Raw genomic sequence first — 17,042 nt, 5'->3', positions numbered from 1 at the left:
CGCGCCCGACACCCCCGGAGGACCGGTGCCTCTCGTCGCCGGGGTCGACTCCTCGACCCAGTCGTGCAAAGTCGTCGTCCGCGACGCCGACACCGGGGAACTGGTGCGCGAAGGCCGCGCGCCACACCCCACCGGGACCGCCGTACCGCCGGCCGCGTGGGAGGCCGCACTTTCCGACGCGGTCGCACAGGCCGGAGGACTGGACGACGTGGCGGCGGCCTCGATCGCCGGGCAGATGCAGGGCATGGTGTGCCTGGACGCGGACGGCGCGGTGATCCGGGACGCGGTGCTGTGGAACGACACCCGCTCGGCCGGCGCCGCCGCCGACCTGATCTCGGATCTCGGCGGCGGGGAGGCGGGACGGCGAGCATGGGCGGAGGCGGTCGGCCTGGTACCGGTGGCCAGCTTCACCGTCACCAAACTGCGCTGGCTGGCCTCGGCCGAGCCGGACAACGCCGCCCGCACGGCCGCGGTGTGTCTGCCGCACGACTGGCTGACCTGGCGACTGTCCGGCGCGCCGGGGCTCGACGCGCTGCGCACCGACCGCAGCGAGGCCAGCGGGACCGGATACTGGTCGGCCGCGACCGGTGAGTACCGCCTGGACCTGATCCGGCTGGCGTTCGGCCGCGACGATGTGCTGCTGCCGCAGGTGCTCGGGCCCACCGGCCAGGCCGGGCACCTGCGCACCGGCGCGCCGCTGGGCCCCGGCGCCGGGGACTGCGCCGCGGCGGCGCTGGGTGCCGGTGCCGAGCCAGGCGACGTGATCGTGTCGATCGGCACCTCAGGCATCGTGTCCACCGTCTCCGACGTGCCGGCCGCGGACCCGAGCGGGATCGTCGCCGGGTTCGCCGACATGACCGGCCGGTTCCTGCCGGTGGTGTGCACGCTCAACGCCGCCCGGGTGCTGGACGCGGCCGCGACCATGCTGCGGGTGGACCACGCGGAGCTGTCGGCGCTGGCGCTGTCGGCCCCGCCGGGCGCCGACGGGCTGGTCCTGGTGCCCTACCTGGAGGGCGAGCGCACACCGAACCGCCCGCACGCCACCGGAGCCGTGCACGGCCTGACCCTGCGGACCTCGACCGCCGCGCACCTGGCCCGCGCGGCGGTGGAGGGCATGCTGTGCGCACTCGCCGACGGGCTGGACGCGATGATCGCGCAGGGCACGACGGTCAACCGGGTCATCCTGGTCGGCGGCGGCGCCCGTTCGGAGGCGGTGCGCCGGATCGCGCCGACGGTCTTCGGCCGCCCTGTGCTCGTCCCACCGCTGGGGGAGTACGTCGCCGACGGCGCCGCCCGCCAGGCGGCCTGGGTGCTGTCAGGCGGGGAGCGACCGCCGTCGTGGACGGTCGGGCAGGTCGAGACGCACGAGGCGGATCCTGTGCCGGCGATCCGCGAACGGTACGCCGTGGCCCGCGAGAACATCCTCGACCGCGCCGACTGATCGCGGCGGCACGGTCAGCGGGCCGGCGTCACGAACCGCCGGCCATCGCGGGGTGAACCGCGCCGCTCGGCAGCCAGGGCCGATATGTCCAGGGTGTGGGCGTCCATGTTGCGCAGGTAGATGAGTTTTTCGATGGCGGTCTTGACCGAGGTCTCGCTGGCGTCGGTGGCGGCTTTGATCAGCCAGGCCAGCCGGGTCATCTCCAGCCCGGCGTCATACTTCAGCAGCCGGTCCAGATCCCCGCGCCGTTCGCCGGTCGAAGGAGGCGGGCGAGAGCTCCCGGACCTCAGCGCGGATCCCTGCGCATGCACCAGGTGCGGGGGCCGTTGTCAGGGAGCCGGACGTCGGCGGTGACCCTGAAACCGTGTCGCTCGTAGAACGCCACGTTCCGCTCGCTGGAGGTCTCCAGGAATGCCGGATACCCAGCTCGTTCGGCCTCTTCGAGACCGGGAAGCAGCACCGCGCCGCCAAGGCCCCGCCCCTGGAACTCGGGGGCGGTGCCCACCGTCTCCAGGAACCATCCCGGCTCCTGCGGCCGATAGGGCGCGACGGCCTCCGCCGCGGACGCGGCGGCGGCCGCCCGGTCACCGCTGAGTTGGCCGAGCATCGGACCGATTTCGGCGAAGGCGGGCGAGGGGTCCTGGTCGGGGGTGGCCCAGACAGCCACGGCGCGGCCCCCGTCGGCGACCCACACTCGGCCGTACATCATTCCGACGCGAGTCAGGCACAGCTCCTGGGACCGCCGGATCCGGTCCTCGTGACCGTCCGCGGCGATCACGTGCCGGGTGAAGGGGTAGTCGGCGAAGGCCCGGGCAAGCGTGTCGACCGCGGTGGGGACATCGGCGTCGGTGATAGGGCGTACGGAAGGGGCGTTCTGGTGGTGCGGCATGTTCACCAAGCGATCTTGACAGCGGGTCGTCCCCTCGACAACGCATCTCACTGGGTGCCTATGCCCTGCGTAACCGCCAACCGAAGCTCAGCCGACGCCGACGGTCTGCCGCTCGGGTTCGATGACGGCGACGACGCGTTCCTCCGCCCGGGAGTAGGGCCGGCCGATGTACTTCTCGGAGATCTGGTCGATGATCTCCCACGCCGCGTCCCCTTCGAGCCATCGGACGACCCGGCCGCGGACGATGACGGGCTGGAACGGGTTGTCGGCGGGCGCCAGGGAGAGTGCCACCCGGGGGTCGCGGCGCAGGTTGCGGGCCTTGCGCGAGTGCGGCCCGGTGAGGAAGACGAGGTGGTCGCCGTGGGTTCCGGCCCAGAGGGGGACGGTGTGGGGCGAGCCGTCCGGCAGGACGGTGGCGAGGTGGGCCAGCGAGGTTCCGTCGAAGGCGCGGCGTACGTCGGGGTCGAGCATCTGCTTCTCCTTGCGGGGTTGTCGTCGGTAACACGGCCCGGCCGGTGGCGGGGGAGAGCCCCCACGCCGGGGACGAGGGTCAGCGTTCGACCTGGTAGTGGAGGTGGGTGACACCGGGCGCCGGGACGGCCTGGACGAGGCCCAGGCGCACGTGCCCGGGCAGCGACCGGAAGAAGGGACGCCCGCCGCCGAGCAGGATCGGCACCTGATGGAGGATCACCTCGTCGACGAGCCCGGCCCTGAGGGCCTCGGTGGCGACGCCGCCGCCCATGAGCCCGACGTCCTTGCCCCCGGCGGCCTCGCGTGCCGCCGCGACCGCGTCCTCGATGCCGGTGGTGATCAGGGTCTGCCGCTCGGTCATCTCGGGCGCGGGCCGGCGGCTGAGGACGAAGACCCGGGCCGCAGGATGGGGGCTGCCGCCTCCGAAACCGTCGGAGGCGTCGTACGTGGTGCGCCCTGCCACGATCGCGCCGACACGTCCGGCGAAGGTGTCGAAGACCTGGGCGCTGGGTCCGCTCAGTTCGAAGCCGCCGAACACCTGACTGGGCGTGTCGCCGTCGAAATACCAGTCGAACAGCATGCCCGCGTCGCCCAGTCCGCGCCCGGCGCCGGGGTTGCGCCCGGTGATGTACCCGTCGACCGACACCGCATGGGCGATGAGGACTTTGCTCATCGTGCGACTCCCTTTTGGGGTTTCTTAAAAAGACTCTACGACCGTAGCATCCCGAGTTCCCTGAGGGAACCTCAAGAACTAGACTGATCCCATGCAACGTACGAACTTCGGGGAGATGGCCTGCTCCATCGCACGCACGCTCGACGTGATCGGGGAGCCGTGGTCGCCGCTGATCCTGCGCGACGTGTGGGTCGGCATGAACCGGTTCGACCAGCTCCAGGCCGACCTCGGGATCTCACGCAAGGTGCTGACCGAGCGGCTCAACCACCTCGTCGGCCAGGGCGTGCTCGAACGCCGCCCCTACGACAACCGGCCGCGCTACGAGTACCACCTGACCCAGAAGGGCGTCGAGCTGGTCGACCTGCTCATGGTCATGGCCGGCTGGGGAGACAGGTGGCTGGCGGGCGAAGCCGGGCCGCCGGTGCTCTACCGTCACCACGCCTGCGGCCAGGTCAGCCACGTCGATCTGCGCTGCGCCCACTGCGGCCAGTCGATGCACGCCGGCGACATCGACCTGCTGCCGGGCGCCGCCGCCTGACCCTGGACGCTGCGTCACCGAAGGGCGTCCGCGTAGCGGCGGGCAAGGTGGGCGAAGGCGGCCTTGAGCTCGGCCGGGCCGACGACCTCGATGTCGGCGTCGAACCTGCCGACGGCGGCGGCCAGTCCGGTCCACGACCACGAGCCCAGGACGAGCCGGCAGCGGTCCGGGCCGAGCTCCTCGACGACCCCTTCGCGGGTGTAGCGGGACACGACGGCGGCGGGCAGGCCGAGGATCACCTCGCCGCGGCAGGGCCAGTCGCCGGAGCCGTCGGAGCCCCGGAACCTGGCGGCCACGAAGGCGGCCACCGTTCCTCCGGGCAGCTCGCGCGGGGTGAAGCGGGGCCCGGCCGGGGTGCGCGGGGTGATCCGGTCGGCGCGGAAGGTGCGCCAGTCCTCCCGGTCGAGGTCCCAGGCGACGAGGTACCAGCGCCCGCCCCATGTGACGAGGTGGTGGGGCTCCGCCCGCCGCGGCGGGGACCCCGCGTAGTCGAAGCGCAGCACCTCACGACTGTGGACGGCGGCGCTGAGGGCCATGATCACCTCGGCGCCGACCTGCGGGGCCGGCCGGGGCGCGGGGTGCTCGACGGCGGTGACCTGGAGGGTGTCGATCCGGTGGCGCAGCCGTGCGGGCATGACCTGCCGTACGGTGTTCAGCGCTCGGGCCGCGGCCTCCTCGATGCCGGCGCCGCTGGTGACGGCGGTCTGGAGCGCGATGGCCAGGGCGACGGCCTGCTCGTCGTCGAACAGCAGCGGGGGCAGCTCCGTGCCGGCGTCCAGCCGGTAGCCGCCGTCGGGTCCCTTGAAGGTCGCGATGGGATAGCCGAGCTCGCGCAGCCGGTCGATGTCACGGCGCACGGTACGCGGGCTGACCTCCAGCCGCTCGGCGAGCAGTGCCCCCGGCCAGTCCCGGCGCGTCTGGAGCAGCGAGAGCAACACCAGCAGTCGCGCTGAGGTCTTCGGCATGAAATCCAGTGTGCCGTAGGTAGCGGCCACATCCTGACCGCTACCCCTGCGACTGTTGTCGCACTTGAGGCGCTGCACAGCGTCCAGAACCAATAGGAGCGGCATGTCCGTCAAGTCCGTCACTCATCTGAACTTCCGGGGCGACGCCCGCGCGGCGCTGGAGTTCTACCAGTCTGTCTTCGGCGGTCATCTCGCCGTCGTCACCTACAAGGACGCCGGGAACGTGCAGGACCCGGCCGAGGCGGACCAGGTGATGTGGGGCCAGGTGGTCGCCGGCAACGGCTTCCACGTGATGGCCTACGACGTGCCCTCGCGGCTGCCGTGGGACCGGGGCGAGAACTCGTTCTTCCTCTCCCTGCGCGGCGAGACCACCGAGGAGATCACCGCGTACTGGGAGAAGCTCTCCGACGGGGCGACCATCGCGGCGCCCCTGGAACCCGCGCAGTGGGCTCCGCTGTACGGCATGCTGACCGACCGCTTCGGCGTCGTCTGGGTCGTGGACGTCGCGAGCGAATACAACGGCTGAACAGCGGGGGCGTGGTGGGGAGTACCCGCAGCACGCCCCAGCCTGACATCGAAGGGAACAACCAGCATGAGAACACGGCCCCTGGGGCGGACCGGGATACAGGTCAGCGCCTACTGCCTGGGCACCATGATGTTCGGGCGGGTCGGCAACCCCGACCATGACGACTGCGTGCGCATCATCCACCGGGCCCTCGACGCCGGGATCAACGTCATCGACACCGCCGACGTCTACTCCCACAGCGAGACCGAGGAAATCGTCGGCAAGGCACTTGAGGGCCGCCGCGACGACGTGGTCCTCGCCACGAAGGTGAACGGGCCGATGGGCGACGATCCCAACCGCGCGGGCAACTCCCGGCGCTGGATCGTCACCGAGGTCGAGCACTCGCTGCGCCGCCTCCGGACCGACCACATCGACCTCTACCAGATCCACCATCCCGACCCCGGGACCGACATCGAGGACACCCTCTCCGCGCTGACCGACCTGATGGCCGCCGGCAAGGTACGCGCCATCGGCGCCTCCAACTTCCCCGCCTCCGACATCGTCGAAGCCCAATGGGTGGCCGAGCGACGCGGCCTGGCGCGCTTCCGCACCGAGCAACCCCCGTACTCACTCCTCAACCGCGGCATCGAACGCGAGGTCCTGCCCGTCTGCGAGCGCTACGGCATGGGCACGCTCGTGTGGGGTCCCCTCGGAATGGGCCTGCTCGGCGGCCGTTACCGCAGGGGCCGTACGACTCAGGTCCCCGAGCGGCGGATGGCCTGGGTGCCCAGGCACATGACCGACGAACGCACGCTCGGTACCGTCGAGCGGCTCGCCCTGCTGGCCGAGGAGGCCGGGATCGCACCGGCCCACATGGCGATGGCGTTCACGGTCGCCCACCCGGGCGTGAGCGCGGCGATCATCGGGCCGCGCACCATGGAGCACCTCGACGACCTGCTGGCCGGGGCCGGCACCGTGCTCGGGGACGACCTCCTCGACAGGATCGACGAGATCGTGCCTCCGGGCGCCGACATCGGCCCGCTCGACGTGTCCTACGACCCGCCTCCCGTCACCCGGCCGGCGCTGCGCCGACGGCCGGCCGGCGAGCGTTCGGCGGCGTGACCCGTTGACCGTACTCGGCACCCGCGCGCTCAACCGCGCGACGCTCGCCCGGCAGTTGCTGCTCGACCGCGCCGGTCTGCCGGTCCTCGACTCCGTCGCGCATCTGTGCGGCCTGCAGGCGCAGGAGCCGCAGGAACCGTTCGTGGGGCTCTGGTCGCGGCTGCGCGGGTTCGACCCGGCGGCGCTGTCGGACCTGCTGATCCGCCGCGGCGTGGTGCGCACTCACCTCATGCGCCGCACCGTCCATCTCCTCACCGCCGGCGACGTCCTGGCCTGGCGGGCCCGCCACGACCTCATGCTGCGCCAGCGGGTGCTCGGAACCTACCGCCGCGAGCTCGCCGGGGTGAACCTCGACGAGCTCGCGGCGGCGGGCCGGGCGGTGCTGGCCGACGGCGAGCCGCGCTCGATGGGCGAGCTCGCGAGGGCGCTGGCCGGCCGCTGGCCGGAGCCGGGACCGCGGGCGCTGGGCGAGATGCTGGTCGCCGCCCTCGTCCCGATGGCCCAGCTACCGCCGCGCGGGCTGTGGCGCGCGAAGGCCGGAGTGCGCAACCTGCCGCTCTCCGCGTGGCTGGGGCAGGAGATCGACCCACCGGCCGCGGACGGCGCCGATCCGGTGGGGGAGACCCTGGCACGGCGTTATCTCGCCGCGTTCGGCCCCGCCGCCGTGGCCGACCTGCGCGCCTGGTGCGGGCTGGCGGGGCTGCCGGCCGCGGTGGCCGCGATCCGCGGTGAGCTGGTCTCCTTTCGCGACGAGCGGGGCCGGGAGCTGCTCGACCTCCCCGGCGCACCACGCCCCGACCCGGACACACCCGCCCCGGTACGGTTCCTGCCGGCGTTCGACAACGCGATCCTCGGCTACCACGACCGCGGCCGGATCATCGACGACGCCGACCGCGGGCTGTCGGTCGCCGGCGCCCGCGTGGTCCTGGTCGACGGCCGGGTCGCCGCGACCTGGACGGTCGAGGACGGCACAGTGATCGTCACTCCGCTGCGCCTCCTCTCCCGAGCCGACCGCGCCGACCTGGCCGAGGAGGGCCGGGCGCTGGCGTCGTTCCTGTCCGACGGCGACAGCGCCCGCGTACGGCTCCTGTGATCGGCAGGACGCGCTGACCCGGACACTGTCGCTCAGGCGTCGTCAGCCGGCGGGCGGCGTCACCTCGTCCTGAGCGGAGGCCAGCGGCTTCAGGCACCCGCCGGGCCGCTGTAGTCGGTGACGGCGTACACCTGCAGGAGCCTCTCAACTCCGCGCAGGAAGGTCTCAGTGATCAGCACGGGGTCGAACAGGCAGCCGGCGGCCATGGCGCCGTCGCGCATCATCACGAAGTGGCGGGCGGCGGGCTCCGCACCGGTCTCCTGGATCTTGGCCAGCAGCTCCGTGACGGTTTCCAGGAACCACTGGCGGTGGGCGAGCACGGCCTTGCGGACCGGAGACTCGGGATCGGGATATTCGGCGGCGGCGTTGAGGAAGGCGCATCCCCGGAAGCCGGGGGACTGGATGCCCTGGGCGATGGACGTGCTGAGGGCCCGGATGGCGTCGGCGGCCGGTGGTCCGGCGGCGACGGCCTCGTCCGCCTGACCCCGCATGGCCCGGTCGACCTCGTTCAGATAGGCGAGCACGAGGTCCTCCTTGCCGGGGAAGTGCCGGTAGAGGGTGGCCCGCGTCACCTGCGCTTCGGCGACGATGCGATCGATGCCGACGGCGTGGATGCCCTCCGCGTAGAAGAGCCGGGTGGCCGTGGTGAGCAGCCGGGACCGCGCTTCGGACGGCCGTGCTTCGGATTGGCGGGACATACCGCCATCGTACTGGATAGAACGTTCGGTATTGACAACGCGCGCCGTACGTCGTCATGCTCAGCCAAGATAGAACGTTCGGTCTTGCAGTGAGGCGGACCATCGCTGGTTCCCCTGATCGAGAAGGCCGGCCGCGGGGTGCGGTGAACCGCGCTCCACGTCACTCATCCGCTGGAAGGATCATCATGAGCACTGTCGCGGCTTCGCCGGGTGTTCTCGGGATCGCGTCCGCACTGCGGCGGCTGTACCTCGTCCGGTTCGCGTTCGCCATCGTCTGGGCCCTCGCGCTGTTCACGACCGCCTCGAACTTGGGTCCGCTCGCGGTCACCCTGCTCGTGCTCTACCCGCTGTTCGACGTGGCCGCCGCCGCCATCGACGCCCGCGCGTCGCGCGCCACCGGATCACCTGCCCTGTTGTACGTCAACATCGCGGTCAGCCTGATCACCGCCATCGGAGTGGCCATCGCCTGCGCGTCCGGCATCCCGGCCGTGCTGCGCGTGTGGGGCGCCTGGGCAATCGTGGCCGGGCTGGTCCAGCTGCTCGTGGGCGTCACTCGCCGCAGGATGGGCGGCCAGTGGCCGATGATCATCAGCGGTGGCATCTCCGTGCTGGCCGGTGTGTCCTTCATCGTCGGTGCCGCATCGGCCGGCCCGACGCTGGCCAACGCGGCCGGCTACGCCGTCCCCGGTGGCGTCTTCTTCCTCGTCTCGGCCTTCCGTCTCGGCCGCGCCGCGAAGGGAGACTGACGGGGACGACGACACCCACGACGTCGTCGTGCCCGGGACCGGTCCAGCCGGGAAGAAGGGGGTTGAGGAACATCGGAACGAAAACCGGCGCTAAGCGCTCTCGGGGCTTTCGGGCGCTTTGATCTGGGTCTGTAGTGTCGGAATCTTCAGCGGTCGCGTTGATCGACTGTCTGAAGGTCCGGGGTGCCGCTCGAGTTTCTGACGGATGAGCAGGCTGCCGGCTACGCCGCGTTCCGCGGGGTGCCGTCGCGTTCTGAGCTGGAGCGCTTTTTTCTGGACGACGCCGACCGGGAGCTGGTGGAGTCCAAGCGGCGGAATCACAACCGCCTGGGCTTCGCGGTGCAGCTACTGACGTTGAACTCGTGGTGTCGTAGGGGCTGATGGCTCGTCGTCCGTGCGGTTTCACCGGAGCATGCGATATCCATCAAGGAGGCGGGCTGACTGCCGAACGGCAGCAGTTCCGCGAGGAGTTACGGCTCAAGGCGGCCGAGCGGTTCGCCCAGGGCGAGGCGAGCTCGGTCATCGCCAATGCCCTGGGCGTCAACGTCCGCTCGGTACAACGGTGGCGGCAGAAGTGGGAGCAGGGCGGTCCGTGGCCGCTCCCGCAGACGGATCTCCATCGCCGCGCTGACCTGCTACAAACCCGGTCGCCGCTCCAGGCTCATCTACCGGCCCCGCCATGACGACGGCCGTCGCGATGGGCGCAAGAGCTTCTCCTGGCGCGGCTACCGGGACCTGTTGATCGCAGCACACCAGCAGCTCGGTGGCCCGATCGTTCTCGTCTGGGACAACCTCAACGTCCACAAGGCCGCCGACCTGCAGAAGTTCGCCGAGGCCCGGGACTGGCTGACCATCTACTATCTGCCGCCCTACGCACCCGACCTCAACACCTCGTCCAGCGCATCCGGCGCGGCCCACGGCACATCCAGTACCGCAGCGAACTCATAGACGGCTGCCTCGCCGAGACCGGCCTGGCAATCAGACCCACCTGAGCAACCCGGCCACATCACGAGTTCAACCTCAGTACTGCAGGGCGGCCGCGAGTGCCTCGGCCAGGGTCACGGGCGGGCGGCCGATCAGGCGGCGCAAGTCGCCAGAGTCGGTGTACATCTCGCCGCGGTTCATACCGCGGTCAGCGTCAGCGAGGACCTCCGCCAGCTCGGCGGGTAGGCCCGCGGCGTCCAGTACCTGGGCGAAGTCGGCCACCGGGAGGTCAGCGTAGGTAACCTGCTTTCCGGCCGCAGCGGAGATCGCGGCGGCGAGCTCAGTCAGGGTGAAGGATTCGTCGCCGCCGAGCTCGTACACGGCGCCGGTGTGGCCTTCAGCGGTGAGGACGACCGCTGCGGCCTCGGCGTAGTCGGCGCGGGACGCGGCGCTGATCCGCCCCTCGCCTGCGGCGCCGACGACCGCGCCGTTCTGCAGGATCTGCGGCAGTTGGCTGGTGTAGTTCTCCAAGTACCAGCCGTTGCGCAGCAGCACGCTGGGGATTCCGCGGTCCCGCAGATACGCCTCGGTCTCGCTGTGCGTGGCACCGATGACGGTGGTGGCCGTGTCTGCGTGCGTCGTGCTCGTGTACGCCACTAGCGACACGCCTGCGGATGCCGCGGCGTCGATCACGCGGCGGTGGTTGGCGACCCGCTCGCCCACGGGGACCGAGGCCGAGATCAGCAGCAGCCTGTCCGCCCCCGCGAATGCCTCGGCCAGGCCGTCCGTGTCCGCGAAGTCGGCGCGGCGTACCGTGATGCCTCGGTCGGCCAAATCCTTGATCCCGGCGATGTCCCGGCCGGTCGCGATGATGTCCGCGGCCGGGATCCCGCGCCGCAGCAGTGCCTCGACGGTGAGCCTGCCCAGCTGGCCGGTGGCTCCAGTGACGACGATCGGCATGATGGTCATTCCTTCCTTCCGCGCGTGCCTCGCACGCCTGCCGCGGTCCGTCCGCCGCGGGATGGAACACAGAATGACCTGGACACTCTCTGTTGGGGAGTAGCCACTTCTTGGTAGGGTACTTACCGCAGCGAAAGCATGGAGGTGAGCCGTATGGCTGCTGTCGAGAATGTGACCGGGCCCATGCCGTCATTCGATCCGTACGAGCGCGGCTGCCCGTCGCGGGACCTGCTCGACCAGATCGGCAGTAAGTGGGCGGTCCTCGTGCTGGGCGAACTCGGCCGGAACGGGACCTCCCGGTTCGGTCATCTCCGGCAGGCGCTGGCGGGCGTGAGCGAGAAGATGCTCACCCAGACGCTGCGCACCCTCGAACGCGACGGGCTGGTCAGCCGGACCGTCTACCCAGAGGTGCCGCCGCACGTGGAGTATGAGCTGACCGCGCTCGGCCAGACGCTACGGGAACCGCTGAAGGCGCTCACCGAGTGGTCCGTGCTGCACATCGAAGAAGTCATCACCGCCCGCGAAGAGTACGACGACCGCACTGAGCGCACCAGGTAATCAGCGGCGGCCAGCGGTCTGGTCATAGACGGCCGCCTCGCCGAGACCGGCCCGACAATCAGACCCACCTAAGCCACCCGGCGACACCACGCGTTCAACCTCAGTAACCACGGTCCGGTACCTGGGGGTCTTCCTCGACGACCCGCTTCAGGTGCCGGCGGAGGTTACCTGGCGGGCCAGCTGGGAATCGGCGACGTCTCGGTGCTCAAGGCGTACGGCGAGCGGGAGAACACCCGGCTGGAGCACGTACGCGAGCTCCGGCGCGTCTTCGGGTACCGGGAGTTCGCCGAGTCGGAGGCGGAGCTGCGGGCTCCTGACCTGGTGGGGCGCGCGTATCACCAGTAGGTCTAGCTGGTAGGCGCACCTATCTTCTCTATTGAGGTAATTTTCCCCTTCCGAATTTGCAGGGTTACAATGGTGCCGATCTGATACATGCCCTGCTTGATTTCCACTCCATCCTCCAAGGGGTAGCACTGGACGGCTTTTTCATCACTCGGATTGGGCGCTTCGATGCATGCCCGTTTCTTGTCGAGAGAACTTAAGGGGCCAGACACTTGGGCCACCCCAGTAGTGCATGAGACTAGAAAACATCCCGCTAGCAACATGAGGCTGTTTCTTCGTGTATACATAGCTTCTCCTCTCGAAAGAGAGAAAGTGCTGAGTTTGCACCATAGGGGGTAGAACCATAAACCCGGCGAGTGGAGGATTGGATCAGGCCGCCTCGCCCTTCGACGTGGGATTGGGAGCTGGAGCTAGCCGTACGCGGCCGGGGCGGGCCTCCTCGTCCGGGAAGACCCACCTCCGGAATGCCCAGAAACGGAAGACCATGGCGATCAGCGTGCCAATGACCTGCGCGCTCACAAAGTCGGCGATCTCCTGGGTGACCAGGCTCACGTCCGGGGTCTCCAGCAGGAACACATACCGGGAGATCCATAGCGGCACGGAGCTGAGCACCAGACCGACGCCACTGACCAGGAAGAACAGCGCCGCCTCATGGTGGCGCTCGCGACCACCCCTGGTCCGGAACGACCATTCACGGCTCAGCACATAGGACACGATCGTCGCCACGAGCACCGCGACGACCTTCGCGGTCACCGGCTTCGGTTCCAGAACAGTTAGCTTCAGCCCATAAAACACCACGTTGTCTACCAGGAACGATGTTCCACCCACCACCGCGAACTTCAGCAGCTCGCGGTGCTTCAGGGCAAAGGCGGGCACTCCTGATAATCTTTCGAGTGCTGCTTCTGCTATTGTGAAATATCTCGATCTTCTCACCAGCCGGACACCCTGGTCTCAAGACTCACTGACACGGCCTTTCCGGCTCGGGCCGCTGGAGCCGCACCTGTCGGCATCTGGTATCAATGCTCACTCCCACCACAGTCGAGTCCTTTGCGGTGGAGCGCCTGTCAGGGGCCAAACCATCTCGGTGACCGGATGTGCACCCAGCAAAATCCAGTCCGGACACTACATTGGTATGAACTCCCCACCGAAAGCCGGCGCCCAATACCGATAGGCGACCACCATACATTGCTTCCATTGCCCCCACCACTGAGTGCCGGAGCAGACGCGCGGAGAAGATTGGGCAGCGGTTCAGACGCACAACCCCTTGCCACAGATAACAGGGCCGCTTCATGCGCCGCCTGGCGGTCGCCTCCGCAGGCCGCGATCAGCGATGCTGCAGATGACAGAGCGTTATCTGCGGGAAGATTTCAAGCCAGTCCCGGCGGCAACCCATCACCAGCCGCCCACCAGGGCGGACAGGGCCTTGGCGCCGGTTTTCGTTCCGATGTTCCTCAGGCCCCGAGAACGTCGCCGGCCGGGTGAAGCCGGGCGGGCCGGGTGGCCCGCCACGGCCACACTCCCTGGTCTCCGGCTAGTCTCCGGCCATCACGGTGAAGGTGAATCCGGTGCTCGTCGTACGGCGCAGCGGAATGTCGCACTTGATCCGGCGCAGCACCTGGTTCCTGCTGAGGCCGAGCCCCTGCGCGATGAGCCGTTCCGGGCGCACCGGTACGGGATCGTCGAAGACGACCTCCACCTGTACCGGCCACGTCTCGTCATGCCAGACCGGCGGGGTGTCCAGCCGCCAGGCCCCCGTCCAGTCGAGGGTGAAGCGGTTACGCCGGGCGAACAGCGGATCCAGCAGCGTGGACGCCACCAGCTCCGGATCGTTGACGCGGTAGCCGCGGAGCTCGGCCGGATCGAAGGATCCGACCGGGGTCCGCTCGCGCACGGTGAGCTTGGCCGTCCGGTCGCAGGACACGCAGCGGACCAGCAGCCAGACGTCCAGCAGCTTGCCGTTGGCGTTGACGCGGAACCTGCCCTCGCCGGTGGTGGCCGACTCCGACCGGCAGGCCACGCACCGCGACGACAGCAGAGGCAGCCTGGTCCGGCGGACGACCCAGGGCAGCACGATATGAGGTTGTGAAGACATGATCTCTCTAAGACCTGACACGAGGCCGATTGCGCGCGACCTCAAACGCTGTATGACCGGGCGCTCAAGGGCAGCCCGGCGGAACCGACGGAAGCGTCGGCTACAGGTGAGCGGATGAAGGTGTCAGGTCAAAGAGCAGGCGGGGTCACGCGGTTTGTCCTCTGTCCTCACGGCGACGGGCCGGAGGCAACCTACGGGACAGCGAAAAGAAGGCTCAACCCGTTTTCCGGCCGGTGGCCGTCGCCGGTGGCCACGGTGAGGCGGGGCTCCGCGTCAGCGCGGGCGCAGGACGCAGAACTCGTTGCCCTCCGGGTCGGCGAGGACGACCCACGGGACGTCGCCCTGCCCGACGTCGGTGAGCGTCGCGCCGAGGCCCCGCAGCCGGGCCACCTCCGCCGCCTGATCGTCACCGGCGTACGGCAGCAGGTCGAGATGGACGCGGTTCCACACCGTCTTCGGACCGGGCGTCGTACGGAGGAACTCCAGGTACGGCCCGACGCCCTTGGCGGAGCGCAGCGTCGCCTGGTCGTCGGTCACCTCGTGGAGGGTCCAGTCCATCGCCTCGTCCCAGAACCGGGCCATGGCCCGGGGGTCAGCGCAGTCGACCACGATCGCGGCGATCGGCCCGGTGTCCCGGTACTTCTCCCGGGGCTCCAGCACGCAGAAGACGTTGCCCTCCGGATCGGCCAGCACCGTCCACGGCACGTCGCCCTGCCCGACGTCCGCGGGCGTCGCACCGAGATCCTTGAGGCGCGCTACCAGCTCCGCCTGGTGGGCGGCCGAGGTGGTGGCGAGATCGAGGTGCACGCGATATCGCACCGCTTCGGGGTCGGGGACGGCGACGACGTCGACGCAGACCGCGGCCGGGTCCGGCCAGACGAAGTCGCCCGAAGGTTCGACGTTGGTCACGCCGGGTCCCTCGCTGGAGACACCCCAGCCGAGCGCCTCCGCCCAGAACCCGCCGAGGGCTACGTCGTCCCGAGCCTTGAAGTTCACCTGAACAAGTCGCAGCGCCATGCCGCCCAACCCTATGCCCACCGGCCGAACCTGGACCGATGGGCCGCCCGACGGTTTCACTCGATGAGATAGCGCTGGATCGTGGGGCTGAGCCAGGTGATGAGCTCTTCCTCCGTCGCCGCCGCCATCGGCGGAAATTTCAGGATGTAGCGAGACAGGGCCATGCCCAGGAGTTGCGAGGCGACCAGGGACGCCCGCAGGGGAGCGCGCTCCGGGTCGCCGGTCAGGCCGAGCACGAGCGGCAGGACCTGGCCGCCGAAGATCGTCCGCATGCGTTCGGCGGCGGCCTCGTTCGTCACGCCGGTGCGGAGCAGGACCTGCAGCCCCTCGTCGGCCTCCCACTTGCGCAGGAAGTGGCGCACCAGGCCGGCGCCGGCCTCGTCCGGCGTCAGCTCGGGCAGTTCCAGGTCGAACTCGGCCGCGGCGGCGAACAGCTTCTCCTTCGTGCCGAAGTAGCGCATCACCATGGCCGGGTCGATCCGCGCGTCGGCGGCGATGGCCCTGATCGTGGCCTTGTCGTAGCCGTCGGCGGCGAAGCGTTCGCGGGCTGCGGCGAGGATCACGGCCTTGGTCTCGACGGAGGATCTCTTCATGTCAACGATTGTAGGCCAACGCGTGTTGACATTCCAATCGGGACCGGCTTACCTTCATGTCAACAGTCGTTGACCAGGGAGGCGCAATGAACGCCGAAGTGCTCATCGTCGGAGCCGGGCCCGCCGGGCTCACCGCCGCGATCGTGCTGGCCCAGCAGGGCCGGCAGGTCATGATCGTCGACGCGCGGGCGGAGGGCGCCGGCACCTCCCGCGCCGCCGTCGTGCACCCCCGCACCCTGGAGGTCCTGGAGCCGTACGGCGTGGCGGAGCGGCTGGCCGCGCACGGCATCCACACTCCGCTCTTCGCCATCCGCGACCGCGACCGGTTGCTGGTACCGGTGCCCTTCGACGGCCTGCCCACCGCCTACCCCTACACCCTGATGATCTCCCAGGCCGACACCGAGGCCCACCTGCTGGCCCGCCTGCACGAACTCGGCGTCCGGGTGATCAGGCCCGCTCGGGTGAGCCACGTCGAGCAGGACGCCGGCGGTGTCACCGCCACCCTGGACGACGGGCAGCGGATCCGTGCCGCCTACCTGATCGGCGCCGACGGCCTGAACAGCACGGTCCGCCAGAGCGCCGGGATCGGCTTCACCGGCGGCACCTACGCCGAGTCGTTCGTCCTGGCCGACGTCCGCCTGTCCGGCGGGGTGCCGCAGAACGAGGTCATCCTGTACTTCTCGCCCGCCGGACTGGTCGTCGTCGCCCCGCTGCCCGGCGGCATGCACCGGATCGTCGCCACCGTGGACGAGGCCCCCAAGGAACCCGGCATCCCCTTCGTACAGCACCTGCTCGACACCCGCGGTCCCGAGGCCGAGCCCGCGCGGGTGCGGGAGCTGATCTGGAGCTCGCGCTTCCGGGTCCACCACCGCATCGCCGACACCTACCGCCAGGGCCGCATCCTGCTGGCCGGCGACGCCGCCCACGTGCACTCGCCCGCCGGCGGCCAGGGCATGAACCTGGGCATCGACGACGCCGTGCACCTGGGGGAGACACTGGTCCGAGTGCTCGGCGGCGAACCGGACAGCCTGCTCGACTCCTACGCCGCCACCCGCCGCCCGCAGGCCGAGCAGGTGGTCGCCCTCGCCGGGCGGCTCACGAGGCTGGCCACCGCCGCGGCCGGCCGCCGCGTGCTGCGCAACTTCCTCCTCGCCCTGGCCGGCCGCGTCCCCGCCGTACGCACCCGGCTGGCCTGGCAGCTGTCCGGCCTGAACAGGCGGGATCCCGCCGGCAGCGGGGCAGCGGAACGGAGAGTCGCGGCAGGGAGGTAGGGAGAAAAAAGGGTTGGACGGGGTGACGCCCGGGCTTGTAGCGTGCACGCGACCGTGACGCCGCCCGAGGAGGTGAGACCCATGAACGCTGTAGCGATGTGGGTGCTCCCCCTTCCGGTCACGGCCGGCGACTGACGTAGGTGT

22 protein-coding genes and 1 pseudogene are annotated in these 17,042 nt (G+C 70.1%); 12 read left to right on the top strand and 11 right to left on the bottom strand.

All coding sequences use genetic code 11. The features are described from left to right. Window positions 1-25: 25 nt before the first annotated feature. Window positions 26-1,441 (top strand): xylulokinase, encoded by a 1,416-nt coding sequence (locus F5972_RS15160; RefSeq protein ID WP_150934136.1) that lies wholly within the window; start codon window positions 26-28, stop codon window positions 1,439-1,441. A 14-nt stretch (window positions 1,442-1,455) separates the two neighbouring features. On the opposite strand, the gene F5972_RS15155 is transcribed toward F5972_RS15160, so the two are convergent. From F5972_RS15155 to F5972_RS15140, 4 genes are all read right to left on the bottom strand, one after another. After that, on the bottom strand, window positions 1,456-1,641 hold the full coding sequence (locus F5972_RS15155; protein WP_150934135.1) for a hypothetical protein: 186 nt from the start codon (window positions 1,639-1,641) through the stop codon (window positions 1,456-1,458). A gap of 86 nt (window positions 1,642-1,727) precedes the next feature. Next, window positions 1,728-2,330 (bottom strand): GNAT family N-acetyltransferase, encoded by a 603-nt coding sequence (locus F5972_RS15150; RefSeq protein WP_150934493.1) that lies wholly within the window; start codon window positions 2,328-2,330, stop codon window positions 1,728-1,730. Window positions 2,331-2,417: 87 nt separating this feature from the next. After that, window positions 2,418-2,801: a PPOX class F420-dependent oxidoreductase gene (locus F5972_RS15145; RefSeq protein ID WP_150934134.1), complete on the bottom strand. Its 384-nt coding sequence runs from the start codon at window positions 2,799-2,801 to the stop codon at window positions 2,418-2,420. A 79-nt stretch (window positions 2,802-2,880) separates the two neighbouring features. Then, entirely contained in the window at window positions 2,881-3,474 is a 594-nt protein-coding gene (locus F5972_RS15140; RefSeq protein ID WP_150934133.1) for a dihydrofolate reductase family protein, read from the bottom strand. A gap of 91 nt (window positions 3,475-3,565) precedes the next feature. Between F5972_RS15140 and F5972_RS15135 the strand changes: the two genes are divergently transcribed. Then, window positions 3,566-4,012, top strand: coding sequence for a winged helix-turn-helix transcriptional regulator (locus F5972_RS15135; RefSeq protein ID WP_150934132.1), 447 nt, complete (start codon window positions 3,566-3,568; stop codon window positions 4,010-4,012). 14 nt (window positions 4,013-4,026) lie between these two features. Here the strand turns inward: F5972_RS15135 and F5972_RS15130 are convergent, their stop codons facing one another. Beyond that, a complete protein-coding gene (locus F5972_RS15130) occupies window positions 4,027-4,977 on the bottom strand; it encodes a helix-turn-helix transcriptional regulator (protein WP_150934131.1) in 951 nt (316 codons plus the stop codon). 103 nt (window positions 4,978-5,080) lie between these two features. Here F5972_RS15130 and F5972_RS15125 point away from each other — a divergent pair, with 103 nt between their 5' ends. The 3 genes from F5972_RS15125 (at window position 5,081) to F5972_RS15115 (ending at window position 7,697) form a co-directional block, all read left to right on the top strand. Then, window positions 5,081-5,503, top strand: coding sequence for a VOC family protein (locus F5972_RS15125; RefSeq protein WP_150934130.1), 423 nt, complete (start codon window positions 5,081-5,083; stop codon window positions 5,501-5,503). Between the two features lie 66 nt (window positions 5,504-5,569). Then, window positions 5,570-6,604, top strand: coding sequence for an aldo/keto reductase (locus F5972_RS15120; RefSeq protein ID WP_150934129.1), 1,035 nt, complete (start codon window positions 5,570-5,572; stop codon window positions 6,602-6,604). 4 nt (window positions 6,605-6,608) lie between these two features. Next, on the top strand, window positions 6,609-7,697 hold the full coding sequence (locus F5972_RS15115) for a winged helix DNA-binding domain-containing protein (protein WP_150934128.1): 1,089 nt from the start codon (window positions 6,609-6,611) through the stop codon (window positions 7,695-7,697). An 89-nt stretch (window positions 7,698-7,786) separates the two neighbouring features. On the opposite strand, the gene F5972_RS15110 is transcribed toward F5972_RS15115, so the two are convergent. Then, a complete protein-coding gene (locus F5972_RS15110; protein ID WP_150934127.1) occupies window positions 7,787-8,395 on the bottom strand; it encodes a TetR/AcrR family transcriptional regulator in 609 nt (202 codons plus the stop codon). A 185-nt stretch (window positions 8,396-8,580) separates the two neighbouring features. Between F5972_RS15110 and F5972_RS15105 the strand changes: the two genes are divergently transcribed. The 4 genes and pseudogenes from F5972_RS15105 (at window position 8,581) to F5972_RS39355 (ending at window position 10,089) form a co-directional block, all read left to right on the top strand. Continuing rightward, window positions 8,581-9,141, top strand: a complete 561-nt coding sequence (locus tag F5972_RS15105) for a hypothetical protein (RefSeq protein WP_150934126.1) — start codon at window positions 8,581-8,583, stop codon at window positions 9,139-9,141. A gap of 183 nt (window positions 9,142-9,324) precedes the next feature. Further along, window positions 9,325-9,498: pseudogene (locus F5972_RS15100) on the top strand (DUF4158 domain-containing protein); the annotation flags it as partial. Between the two features lie 23 nt (window positions 9,499-9,521). Next, a complete protein-coding gene (locus tag F5972_RS39360) occupies window positions 9,522-9,824 on the top strand; it encodes a helix-turn-helix domain-containing protein (protein ID WP_150934125.1) in 303 nt (100 codons plus the stop codon). Window positions 9,825-9,879: 55 nt separating this feature from the next. Further along, window positions 9,880-10,089, top strand: a complete 210-nt coding sequence (locus F5972_RS39355; protein WP_225311507.1) for a transposase — start codon at window positions 9,880-9,882, stop codon at window positions 10,087-10,089. A gap of 72 nt (window positions 10,090-10,161) precedes the next feature. Here the strand turns inward: F5972_RS39355 and F5972_RS15085 are convergent, their stop codons facing one another. After that, a complete protein-coding gene (locus F5972_RS15085; RefSeq protein WP_225311506.1) occupies window positions 10,162-11,025 on the bottom strand; it encodes an SDR family oxidoreductase in 864 nt (287 codons plus the stop codon). Window positions 11,026-11,178: 153 nt separating this feature from the next. On the opposite strand from F5972_RS15085, the gene F5972_RS15080 reads away from it, so the two are divergent. Beyond that, on the top strand, window positions 11,179-11,583 hold the full coding sequence (locus tag F5972_RS15080) for a winged helix-turn-helix transcriptional regulator (protein ID WP_067253666.1): 405 nt from the start codon (window positions 11,179-11,181) through the stop codon (window positions 11,581-11,583). A gap of 168 nt (window positions 11,584-11,751) precedes the next feature. Next, window positions 11,752-11,928, top strand: coding sequence for a DUF4158 domain-containing protein (locus tag F5972_RS15075; RefSeq protein ID WP_225311572.1), 177 nt, complete (start codon window positions 11,752-11,754; stop codon window positions 11,926-11,928). A 366-nt stretch (window positions 11,929-12,294) separates the two neighbouring features. On the opposite strand, the gene F5972_RS15070 is transcribed toward F5972_RS15075, so the two are convergent. The 4 genes from F5972_RS15070 to F5972_RS15055 all read right to left on the bottom strand — a co-directional run bounded on the left by F5972_RS15070 (window position 12,295) and on the right by F5972_RS15055 (window position 15,627). After that, window positions 12,295-12,801 (bottom strand): GtrA family protein, encoded by a 507-nt coding sequence (locus tag F5972_RS15070; RefSeq protein ID WP_225311505.1) that lies wholly within the window; start codon window positions 12,799-12,801, stop codon window positions 12,295-12,297. 655 nt (window positions 12,802-13,456) lie between these two features. After that, window positions 13,457-13,996, bottom strand: a complete 540-nt coding sequence (locus tag F5972_RS15065) for a DUF1062 domain-containing protein (RefSeq protein WP_225311504.1) — start codon at window positions 13,994-13,996, stop codon at window positions 13,457-13,459. Between the two features lie 294 nt (window positions 13,997-14,290). Beyond that, window positions 14,291-15,034 carry a VOC family protein gene (locus tag F5972_RS15060; protein WP_150934121.1) on the bottom strand — a complete coding sequence of 248 codons (744 nt, stop codon included), beginning with the start codon at window positions 15,032-15,034 and terminating at the stop codon, window positions 14,291-14,293. Between the two features lie 56 nt (window positions 15,035-15,090). Continuing rightward, the gene (locus F5972_RS15055; RefSeq protein WP_150934120.1) at window positions 15,091-15,627 is read right to left on the bottom strand and encodes a TetR/AcrR family transcriptional regulator; all 537 of its coding nucleotides are present in this window, start codon (window positions 15,625-15,627) and stop codon (window positions 15,091-15,093) included. 86 nt (window positions 15,628-15,713) lie between these two features. On the opposite strand from F5972_RS15055, the gene F5972_RS15050 reads away from it, so the two are divergent. Beyond that, window positions 15,714-16,898, top strand: coding sequence for an FAD-dependent oxidoreductase (locus F5972_RS15050; RefSeq protein WP_150934119.1), 1,185 nt, complete (start codon window positions 15,714-15,716; stop codon window positions 16,896-16,898). Window positions 16,899-17,042 lie beyond the last annotated feature (144 nt).

The organism is Microbispora cellulosiformans, assembly GCF_008728085.1.
Classification (GTDB): Bacteria; Actinomycetota; Actinomycetes; order Streptosporangiales; family Streptosporangiaceae; genus Microbispora; species Microbispora amethystogenes.
Note: the sequence above shows the minus strand (reverse complement) of the source record. Positions and strands in the feature narration are given on the sequence as shown.

Bases quoted from the DNA above. Each gene is read 5' to 3' on its own strand.
- F5972_RS15145 (WP_150934134.1), bottom strand. From the start codon at position 2,801: ATGCTCGACCCCGACGTACGCCGCGCCTTCGACGGAACCTCGCTGGCC.
- F5972_RS15055 (WP_150934120.1), bottom strand. From the start codon at position 15,627: ATGAAGAGATCCTCCGTCGAGACCAAGGCCGTGATCCTCGCCGCAGCC.
- F5972_RS39360 (WP_150934125.1), top strand. From the start codon at position 9,522: ATGGCTCGTCGTCCGTGCGGTTTCACCGGAGCATGCGATATCCATCAA.
- F5972_RS15050 (WP_150934119.1), top strand. From the start codon at position 15,714: ATGAACGCCGAAGTGCTCATCGTCGGAGCCGGGCCCGCCGGGCTCACC.
- F5972_RS15130 (WP_150934131.1), bottom strand. From the start codon at position 4,977: ATGCCGAAGACCTCAGCGCGACTGCTGGTGTTGCTCTCGCTGCTCCAG.
- F5972_RS15060 (WP_150934121.1), bottom strand. From the start codon at position 15,034: ATGGCGCTGCGACTTGTTCAGGTGAACTTCAAGGCTCGGGACGACGTA.
- F5972_RS15120 (WP_150934129.1), top strand. From the start codon at position 5,570: ATGAGAACACGGCCCCTGGGGCGGACCGGGATACAGGTCAGCGCCTAC.
- F5972_RS15105 (WP_150934126.1), top strand. From the start codon at position 8,581: ATGAGCACTGTCGCGGCTTCGCCGGGTGTTCTCGGGATCGCGTCCGCA.
- F5972_RS15110 (WP_150934127.1), bottom strand. From the start codon at position 8,395: ATGTCCCGCCAATCCGAAGCACGGCCGTCCGAAGCGCGGTCCCGGCTG.
- F5972_RS15125 (WP_150934130.1), top strand. From the start codon at position 5,081: ATGTCCGTCAAGTCCGTCACTCATCTGAACTTCCGGGGCGACGCCCGC.
- F5972_RS15135 (WP_150934132.1), top strand. From the start codon at position 3,566: ATGCAACGTACGAACTTCGGGGAGATGGCCTGCTCCATCGCACGCACG.
- F5972_RS15080 (WP_067253666.1), top strand. From the start codon at position 11,179: ATGGCTGCTGTCGAGAATGTGACCGGGCCCATGCCGTCATTCGATCCG.
- F5972_RS15085 (WP_225311506.1), bottom strand. From the start codon at position 11,025: ATGCCGATCGTCGTCACTGGAGCCACCGGCCAGCTGGGCAGGCTCACC.
- F5972_RS15155 (WP_150934135.1), bottom strand. From the start codon at position 1,641: ATGACCCGGCTGGCCTGGCTGATCAAAGCCGCCACCGACGCCAGCGAG.
- F5972_RS15150 (WP_150934493.1), bottom strand. From the start codon at position 2,330: ATGCCGCACCACCAGAACGCCCCTTCCGTACGCCCTATCACCGACGCC.
- F5972_RS15140 (WP_150934133.1), bottom strand. From the start codon at position 3,474: ATGAGCAAAGTCCTCATCGCCCATGCGGTGTCGGTCGACGGGTACATC.